Annotated in this window: 10 protein-coding genes; 6 read left to right on the forward strand and 4 right to left on the reverse strand. The window is 39.1% G+C overall.

Translation table 11 applies throughout. The features are described 5' to 3' along the window. Positions 1-74 precede the first annotated feature (74 nt). From QT987_RS07070 to QT987_RS07080, 3 genes are all read left to right on the forward strand, one after another. Positions 75-3,131, forward strand: coding sequence for an NACHT domain-containing protein (locus QT987_RS07070; protein ID WP_333238523.1), 3,057 nt, complete (start codon positions 75-77; stop codon positions 3,129-3,131). Between the two features lie 106 nt (positions 3,132-3,237). After that, positions 3,238-3,378, forward strand: coding sequence for a hypothetical protein (locus QT987_RS07075; RefSeq protein ID WP_333172648.1), 141 nt, complete (start codon positions 3,238-3,240; stop codon positions 3,376-3,378). Between the two features lie 108 nt (positions 3,379-3,486). Next, positions 3,487-3,678, forward strand: coding sequence for a hypothetical protein (locus tag QT987_RS07080; protein WP_333238525.1), 192 nt, complete (start codon positions 3,487-3,489; stop codon positions 3,676-3,678). 132 nt (positions 3,679-3,810) lie between these two features. On the opposite strand, the gene QT987_RS07085 is transcribed toward QT987_RS07080, so the two are convergent. After that, on the reverse strand, positions 3,811-4,731 hold the full coding sequence (locus QT987_RS07085; protein WP_333238527.1) for a cation diffusion facilitator family transporter: 921 nt from the start codon (positions 4,729-4,731) through the stop codon (positions 3,811-3,813). A 241-nt stretch (positions 4,732-4,972) separates the two neighbouring features. Between QT987_RS07085 and QT987_RS07090 the strand changes: the two genes are divergently transcribed. Next, the gene (locus QT987_RS07090; protein ID WP_015174783.1) at positions 4,973-5,320 is read left to right on the forward strand and encodes a hypothetical protein; all 348 of its coding nucleotides are present in this window, start codon (positions 4,973-4,975) and stop codon (positions 5,318-5,320) included. Between the two features lie 494 nt (positions 5,321-5,814). Here QT987_RS07090 and QT987_RS29875 read toward each other — a convergent pair whose 3' ends face one another. From QT987_RS29875 to QT987_RS29885, 3 genes are all read right to left on the reverse strand, one after another. Next, positions 5,815-6,132: a hypothetical protein gene (locus QT987_RS29875; protein WP_445299625.1), complete on the reverse strand. Its 318-nt coding sequence runs from the start codon at positions 6,130-6,132 to the stop codon at positions 5,815-5,817. Between the two features lie 263 nt (positions 6,133-6,395). After that, entirely contained in the window at positions 6,396-6,647 is a 252-nt protein-coding gene (locus QT987_RS29880; protein WP_445300350.1) for a hypothetical protein, read from the reverse strand. Positions 6,648-6,725: 78 nt separating this feature from the next. Continuing rightward, positions 6,726-7,043, reverse strand: a complete 318-nt coding sequence (locus QT987_RS29885; protein ID WP_445299623.1) for a hypothetical protein — start codon at positions 7,041-7,043, stop codon at positions 6,726-6,728. Between the two features lie 375 nt (positions 7,044-7,418). Here QT987_RS29885 and QT987_RS07100 point away from each other — a divergent pair, with 375 nt between their 5' ends. Continuing rightward, positions 7,419-8,255, forward strand: a complete 837-nt coding sequence (locus QT987_RS07100) for an IS5 family transposase (RefSeq protein WP_445299715.1) — start codon at positions 7,419-7,421, stop codon at positions 8,253-8,255. Positions 8,256-8,394: 139 nt separating this feature from the next. Next, positions 8,395-8,520 carry a group II intron maturase-specific domain-containing protein gene (locus QT987_RS29890; RefSeq protein WP_445305009.1) on the forward strand — a complete coding sequence of 42 codons (126 nt, stop codon included), beginning with the start codon at positions 8,395-8,397 and terminating at the stop codon, positions 8,518-8,520. The last annotated feature ends 61 nt before the right edge of the window (positions 8,521-8,581 follow it).

Here is an 8,581-nt window from a genome sequence, read left to right on the forward strand (position 1 = left end):
TCAGAATTTAGTCCTCTTGCAGAGGACTTTCGCTATGAGCCAGGGGTTTAAACCCCTGGCGGGCTATGCAACTGATGCAAAATTCTCAATTTCATCCACTTTGTTTGTTAGCAATGAGTCAAACTATGGCATCTCGCAGTGTTCGGATTGATGGCGCAGGTTTGGATAAAGTTCGTCAACGGATGGCTGAGTTGGAGAAGCCACTAAATCCAGATAAACGGGGCTGGTCTCAAGAAGACCTTGAAAGGCAAGCGTATGTGAGTATTAGCACAGTGAAACGCTTTTTAAAGGGAAATCCCGTCGATAGGAACTATGCTATTTCAATTATTGAAGCATTAGGATTTGATCCCCTAAAATTTATTGCCGAACATGACTCAAACTTGCATAATTCCGATCGAGAGCCACAGCCAAACATTACTATTGATTGGCAGCGAGTTTGCCAATCAATGTTAAAGGAACAGCAAGAGGAGCAACGCTTTAGACGGAGAGCGACAGAAATGGGATTTGAAATCAATGTTTTTGTACCGCTAGGTTTGATCGAACGGAAACAGCAGCAGCGTCGCAGTGGCAATGTGCCCATGGAATTGGTGCATCAGTTAGAACAAGAAGTCATTACTCGAATTTACGAGCATAATGAATTCATGACTGACGTTATTGGACAAAACCCTACTGGAAAAAATAAGCATATTGCTATTGTGGGCGAACCAGGAGCAGGAAAGACAACGCTGTTAGATAAAATCGCCACTCACATTCAGGAAAATAATCTAGATTTGCCGATTTGCATTGCGCTGGCAAGTTTGCAAGGAAAGACATTGAAAGACTATATTCTTCAGGAATGGTTCCCGGAAGCTATGACTTTGGTTTATCCTGATATTGATGTAGAGAAGTCTCACAAAACATCTCTACAAAAACGGTTGCGTCAAGACGGAGTGTGGCTGTTACTCGATGGCGTTGATGAAATGGCTGTAGGGGCGAATAGTTGTTTGTCCTTAGAGGAAATCAGAAACCAGCTTACTGATTGGTTGGGTAATGTGCGAGTTGTTTTAACCTGTAGAACCAATGTTTGGGATGCCCGTATCAAAAATCCTCTTACAGGTTTTGATACTTACAAAACTCAGGAGTTTAAACAAGAGCAAGTAGATGATTTTATTCAGCACTGGTTTGCTGAAGCAAAAAATATTCACCGGGGACAGGAGTTACAAAAAAAGCTGCAAGAACCGCAAAAAGAACGCATCCGCCAACTCGTAAAAAATCCGCTTCGCTTATCTTTACTGTGTCAAATATTCAGCAATAATAAGCAAGCCGAATTACCAGAAACAAAAGCCGAACTATATCAACACTTTGTCCGCTATTTCTTTGAGTGGAAGCCATCCCAAACGGTTATTGATTGGGCGACTCAACCAGGTTTGCAAGAAGAATTATATCAAGCCCTCGGTCGTTTGTCTATAGCAGGATTGGATAGCGATACTCGATTTCGCTTGCCGCTGAGTTTAATTGAAAAAGAAATGGGCGATAGGCTTTTTAAATTAGCCTGGGATCTCGGTTGGCTGAATTTGGTAGATCGAGAAGCTGCAACAGATGAACCTGTTTACGCATTCTTTCATCCTACATTCCAGGAATATTTTGCTGCCTTGGCGATCGATGATTGGCACTATTTCCTGAATCATGTTCCTCATAATCCAGACGAAGGTATTTATCGCATTTTTGAACCGCAGTGGAAAGAAGTAATATTGCTTTGGTTGGGACAAGACCGCATACAGCCAAATCTCAAAGAAGAATTATTGAAAAATCTACTTAATTTTGATGATAACTGTGAGAGATTTTATAGTTTTCAAGCCTATTTTATTGCCATCGCAGGTCTCTCTGAATTTCGATACTTTTCCTGGGGTGATGAAATGATTGATACAGTAATTGAGTGGAGTTTTAGTGATTCAATCTGTTTAGAAAGTTTCGATATACTTGAAGCAACCGCTAGAGCAATCTTACAAGAAACCGATACAATAAGAGTAGTCTATCGATTAACTAAACTACTAAAAAATAATAGCGATGATGTGAGTCGCGTGCTTGCTGCTCGAATGATACTCCGAATTAATCCTTATCACATTAAGGCTGTCAATTTTTTAATTAATAAGGCTTATCATTATCGATATTTTGGTGATGTTATACTGTTTGAAGAAGTTTGTGCAGGATTAACAGAATCTGGCATATTGATTCCAAAAATTATCAGAACTTTGATCGAATGTATCAGACCGAATCAGTTGATTCTAAACTATTCTGATTCTCCCTTTCCCGATAATTATTTACGAATAAGCGGTGCTAAATATTTAGAGGAAATTGACCCTGGCAATCCACACGTGTTAATCACTCTCTTAGATTTACTTAGGCATAAGAGCTTGGTTGAAGAGGTAATTTCACAATTTTCAGAATTAGAAAATTTTTCAATTTCTTCTAATATCATTTCAACTTTAGTTTGTTTGTTACAAGCTTATCACAATGAAGAAGTTAAGTTAAAAATTGCACAAACTTTAGTGAAGCTCGATCCTAGTAATAGGGAAGCTGTTGAATTTCTAAAACACTCTATTTTGAATGGCACTGATGAAGGTTATCGCTTGTATGCCGCTAGAAGTTTATCGGAAACCCGTCCTCAAGACTTAGAAATAACGGAAGTATTTTCTTGTTTGTTACGCCAAAACCGCCACCTGTTCCAAGGTAGTAAACGTCATCGTTTTTTGAGGTTATATAATTGGACATTTGAAAAAATGAATTTAAATGTTATAAATAAGCGGATTAACTCAATTAAAGTCAATAATAGAGCCGAGCAATTAATTTTGGCTAGAGAAGAAGAAAGTTTGATTTCAGGTTCTAATAATATAAGACAATCACTTCAAGCATGGGTTGAAGCTCTAAAATCAAAGCAAGCTATTTATGAGCTAGATGATATGGATGTTTTCAGATTCAAGATGGCGATTCCTAGTGATTTATTTCCAAGGGTGGTAGCAAATATAAAAGAGCATTTTAATGATGAATTACCAGAAGAAGAACCAGAGTGCTACGAAAGTTGCTATGCTATACTGTGGCACTGCGCCCAAAATATGAGTTATCCAGAATTTTATCGCGCTTGGCACAGTTAACCATCCACTACAAATCTAGAAGCATCCCACAACATCATACTTAGCACTGCGACAATGTAAAACGCATTTCTCCTAAGCATCCGAATCTCATCGATGCAGTTTTGAAATGGCTGCATCGATCGATTTTGGAGGCTTGAATTTTGATTTTGGCAGAAGGCGATCGCTTTTTCATCAACTCAGGCGCGATCGCACTCACTCCCCCAAATCTAACTCGCTCGAAACATTTCTTCATCTTTCTCTGAATTAAGAGAATCGTCCGCTAAAACAGAGTAGGAGAATTTCCGCTACGATCGAGAGTAGATAGGCTAGAACCAGATAAAATAAAGTAAAAATTCCATCCGCACTACCCGTTGAGATGGCTGCGAGCTCTCGGTTCAAAAGTGGAGATTTTGCTACCTTGGCATTTGCGGGGGGAAATGGCTACAGAAGTTCAAAATACTTGGAATTTATACAAATAGAAAGACAGAAATCGACGACAGCCGATCGATCTATTGTGGAAAACTTACCGATTTCTGGGGAAAACCCCCCTTTTCCTGTGGAAAACTAGCACTAAATTAAGTGCGATCGCTCTAACCCGATTGATAGGATTTAAAAAATCGGAGGAATTGCGGTAAGTAAAAATACTTTCCCGATTCTTCAATTAATCCGTGTATCCGTGTCAAAATCACTGGTTGTGCCTTCATTTTTCAGAATCGTAGCTAATTTGGTCGGAATGGTAAGCCGGCGGCTCAACGTGAATTAAGATGCGTACAGGGCTGAAACGTTCTTCCAAACGGGCTTCTACTTCTTCTGTAATCCGGTGAGCTGTTTCTACATCGACAGCATCGACAATCATGTGCATATCAATAAATACTTGACGCCCTACAACCCCACGGGAGGCGATGGAGTGACAGTTGACAACCCCCGGTACATCGATCGCGATCGCATGAATAACTTCCGGTGCGATCGCCATTTCATCCACCAACCAAGGCAGATTTTCCCTTAAAACCTTCCAACCGCTGCTAAATACCAAAACAGCCACAGGAAAAGACAAAAACACATCCAGAAATTGCAATTGAGGTATGTTTAACACATCCCCTTGCCAAACACCGATCAACCCACCGATGACCATAATTGTCACCCAAACATCACTCATCGTGTGCTGGGCGTCAGCCACTAAAATCGCGCTACCGAGACGTTTCCCAACCCTGCGCTCGTAAAAAGTGACAAAAATATTAATTCCCAGTACGATCAGCAATATCCACAATTCATTTGGCGATATTTTGACAACTGTGCCACCTTTGAGCAACCTTTCAACAGCGCCGCTGAGAATTTCAAAACAGGCAATTCCCAGAAAAACAGCAATTCCCAGAGCTCCGAGAGCGTCAAATTTCTGGTGTCCGTAGGGATGATCGCGATCGGGCTGCGGATTGGCATAATGATTAGTTACCAATCCTAAAATATTATTAGCGCTGTCCGTGACGCTGTGCAAAGCATCTGCCAGCAAACTGAGGGAACCAGTCAGCCATCCCACGGCTGCTTTAATTGCCATCACCAGCAAATTTAGCAATAAGGTAATTATTAAAACCTTGCGGACTTCGGAACGGTTATCGGCAACCATAAAATCTCCTCGATCGGCCGTCAAGTTTTCTCGCTTCTAGTTTAAAGCTTATCAAGTCCTAACAGGTTAAAAGTATTGCCGAATCTAGCGTGCAACTATATTTATATTCATTAATTTAGCCGCTCTTCTTGAGATTAATTTTAATTAATAGCATTCTCGCAGTCCAAGTGAGCAGGAATGTACTTCTTTTGGGTTACTATATCTTTTATCATTAACCATACTATGTTAAATTTCATTGCCCATGTCTCTTTCTCCGCTGACACTGAATTTAGTCGAAGGTTCTGTCTCCTTTAGCTTTTCCCCGCAAGCCGCGCGGGATTTGCAAAGCGAAATTGCAGCTTTGATGGAAAGCTTGAAAGCTGTAGCAGCCAAAACTGCTGGCGCTAAAGCTTCTCCCCAAAAACCGATGGAATATCGGTATGCAGGGGATGTATTTTTGGAGGTTTTCTGCAACCCGAATATCTGGCCAACTCCCTTTGCTGCGAAAGTGCTGATTACGGTTCGGGACGATCGCGTGCGCGTCACCACCGAAGCCGAACTCAGCCGCCTGCGCGACGATCTCGCTCAGTATATCGAACAAGTAGGTTGAAATTCTCAACCTGAAGCCCGCGCGTTTGTCAAGGTTAAATTCCCATTAGAATCATGGGCGTTTTGGCTTCAGTAGGGTGCGTCAGCTAGGGTTCTTTTATCGGTAATTGAGAGACTCTCTTCTGACGCACCCTAGGACTAATTGGCTTAGGAGCGCGAATTAAATAACTTACAATTTTAATTGTTATTGTGGGATGGGCGTCCCGCCCGTCCTTTTTGGACGGGCGGGACGCCCATCCAACTTTCAAGAGTGGAAGTTATTTAATTCTCATTCCTTAGTAAGGTGCGTCAGCTAGGTTTCTTTTATCGATAATTGAGAGACTCTCTTCTGACGCACCCTAGGACTAATTAACTTCAGTAGGGTGCGTCAGCTAGGTTTCTTTTATCGATAATTGAGCATTACTCACAAGTTAAGCTAAAAGCACTATTGTTAATGAGTAATTTTACTCATTTTTTACCTGTTAACCCAATTAAAATATGACTCCATTTGTTCCTTTATTGTTGAAAAAAAATTGTTAGGGACTTCTTTGAGTTCCATGGAAAGGAGAAATAATTAGCCTGACATGAGGTTTTCATGCCTAGCTCAACAATCCCTAAATCTTGATTTTTAGCGTAGGCAAAATACTTAACTAGGTCAGAAGCTAATCCTTTTTGATATGCCACAGAAAAATGAGACATCCCCCGATAAATCATTTCTAATGAAACACGTTCCATTGACACTCCTAATTCATCCGCAACGGCATCTCCTAAGTCTACCAAAACCGCATAAAATAGCCAAATATCCCAAATCTTAATCGGGATTCCGTTGGACAAACCTGTCCATAAATAACTTAAATTTAGGAGTCTATTTACTGTACAAAATGCGTTTTCTATTCGCCAGCGTTTTTGATATAAATTTGCTACTACATAGGGGGCAATACTTCGGGTTTTCGGACAGTTTTTAGATAAAATCGCCAGGAAGTCTTGGAGCTAATTTGTACTAAAATTATAGTCAAATCTGGTGTCTGTTTTGTGCCTGCACCTATTTTAATTATCTGGTATTTGACATCATAAGTATTGGTTAATACCCGCTCGATTTAATAAGATGCACCTTTCTTAATTCGAGTGAGCAATCCAATTTCTTGCTCGATTAGTTTTGACCAAAAAGCGAAGTGATAGAAGCCTCGATCCAATAATAGTAAGGTTTTAGGCTTAACTGTTTTTAGTAAATCTTCCTCCCAATTAGTATCTGCTTGTTTCGGATTTTCCCCCAACCAAATTTCTTCGGGAAGATGAGTTACTAGGTCTATGATTACTCCCATTTTTCCGGCTAATTGACCAATTGGCACATCTGATAAAATTTCGAGTTTACGAAACAATGCTTCTAATGTTGAGCCGTCAGCTATCCAGATATTTTCAAAGTTTTTTCAGGCAAATTGTACGCTATCTGGTAATGGTCTTGATTTTCTTGTTAACCATTTTTGTCGAAAATGAGGTAGTAATTGTTTAAATACTTTTTCAAATAAAAATGCGATCAAAGTTAAAAATCTGAGCGATAATGCTTGTTGACTAATCTTTTGTGGCTCACACCATAAAAATTCCTCTCTATTTAATAATCTGGTTAATTCTGTTACTCCTGCTACGGGTCGCCATAATAAACTTAATATTGCTGCCATCATTAATGGTAGTGTCAGAATTCTATCTCTTAGATTTAGTTGCCGATAAAAACTTTTTTGGGCCGCCATTGCCGGAATTAATAAATCTTCCAGGTGATTCGCGATTACTTCATTTTCTACTTGGGGACGATTTTTTTCTTTGCATGATCTCGGTTGATTCGTTTTTTGCGACTCATAACTGGTTCAATTATCGCTCAACTGCTTGCCCGGTAAAGGTTTCATCCTATGTTACCTTTGTTGGTCTACCCCCTTGACAATTTGCACTTTTTTTTAACTTGTCACAAATGTACATAGTAGACCTCTTGCAAAATAATTTTATGATATAATTAAAACTTTTGCTTTAGTTGATTGAATCAAAACTCCTAACTTATTCTTACTCTTGTTTTCCTAGAAACAAGATAAAATGCTAAAAAGCTCTGTTGGTCATTACATAATAAATAAATCATGAAAAATCAATCTTATCTAAATTTAAAACCTTGTGAATTTAAACGTAGATTTGGCGTTAAGATTGAAACCTTAAAAGCAATGGTTAACGCCTTGGAGAACTTCAAGTCAGAAAATCAGAAAGACAGAAGAGGGCGTCGCACCATCCTAACTGTCGAAGAACAAGTTTTAGTCGCCTTGGAATATTGGCGAGAATATCGAACATATTTTCATATTGGGACAAGTTGGGGAGTATCTGAATCAACTATTTGCCGAATTGTAACTGACATAGAATCAACTTTAATGAAAACGGGAAAGTTCCGTATTCCTGGGAAAAAGGCACTACTCAAAGACTCTGATTATCCAGAATTCGTGGTAATGGATGTCACAGAAACAGCTATTGAACGACCCCAAAAAAAACAAAAAAACTATTATTCAGGCAAAAAAAAATGTCATACTCTAAAAACTAAATTGGTAATTAATCAAGAGACAAGAGAAATTATTTGCACTGCTTTTGGTCAAGGGAGTTGCCACGATTTTAACTTGTTTAAAAAAAGTAAAACTCATTTTCATCCGGAAACAAATAGCTTACAAGATAGTGGCTATCAAGGGATAAAAAATTATCATTCCAATAGTTATATCCCTAGAAAGAAACCTAAAAATGGGAAACTTTCTCTTCTAGAAAAAAGCTACAATCGAGTTCTAGCACAAGAGAGAATTGTGATTGAACACATTAATCGGAGTCTCAAAATTTTTAAAATATTGTCGAGTCGTTATCGCAATCGTCGTCGCCGTTATGGTCTGCGTTGTAATTTGTTGTCAGCAATTTACAATTATGAGTTAGCTCTAGGGGATTAAATTTAAAACCTCTAATTATAACATATATCTTTTTTGCAAGAGGTCTAGTACAGATGGTTGCGACTTCCTTGGGTGGAACTTCTCAGTTAAACCCAATGGTAAATTCATTTCAACACCAAGTCAAAAAGCTACAATTAGCATTAAGGCAAAAGTTAAAAAAGTGATAAAAGATAGTCGTTTCACTCTCGAACATCGAATCAACAACTGTGGTTCGGTGCTAAGAGGGTGGAGAAATTACCATAGATTCTGCGTATCGGCTCAATAAGTAGGGGTAGCAGTTAATCTAGTTGCCAAGACAAGCCCAAGGGATAAAGAGAAGATTTTTC

This window comes from Microcoleus sp. SVA1B4 (genome assembly GCF_036700545.1).
Lineage (GTDB): Bacteria > Cyanobacteriota > Cyanobacteriia > Cyanobacteriales > Microcoleaceae > Microcoleus.

What these genes read in the sequence shown, in the direction of transcription:
- QT987_RS07070 (WP_333238523.1), top strand. Translation starts at nt 75, where the DNA reads ATGCAAAATTCTCAATTTCATCCACTTTGTTTGTTAGCAATGAGTCAA.
- QT987_RS07075 (WP_333172648.1), top strand. Translation starts at nt 3,238, where the DNA reads ATGGCTGCATCGATCGATTTTGGAGGCTTGAATTTTGATTTTGGCAGA.
- QT987_RS07080 (WP_333238525.1), top strand. Translation starts at nt 3,487, where the DNA reads ATGGCTGCGAGCTCTCGGTTCAAAAGTGGAGATTTTGCTACCTTGGCA.
- QT987_RS07085 (WP_333238527.1), bottom strand. Translation starts at nt 4,731, where the DNA reads ATGGTTGCCGATAACCGTTCCGAAGTCCGCAAGGTTTTAATAATTACC.
- QT987_RS07090 (WP_015174783.1), top strand. Translation starts at nt 4,973, where the DNA reads ATGTCTCTTTCTCCGCTGACACTGAATTTAGTCGAAGGTTCTGTCTCC.
- QT987_RS29885 (WP_445299623.1), bottom strand. Translation starts at nt 7,043, where the DNA reads ATGGCGGCCCAAAAAAGTTTTTATCGGCAACTAAATCTAAGAGATAGA.
- QT987_RS07100 (WP_445299715.1), top strand. Translation starts at nt 7,419, where the DNA reads ATGAAAAATCAATCTTATCTAAATTTAAAACCTTGTGAATTTAAACGT.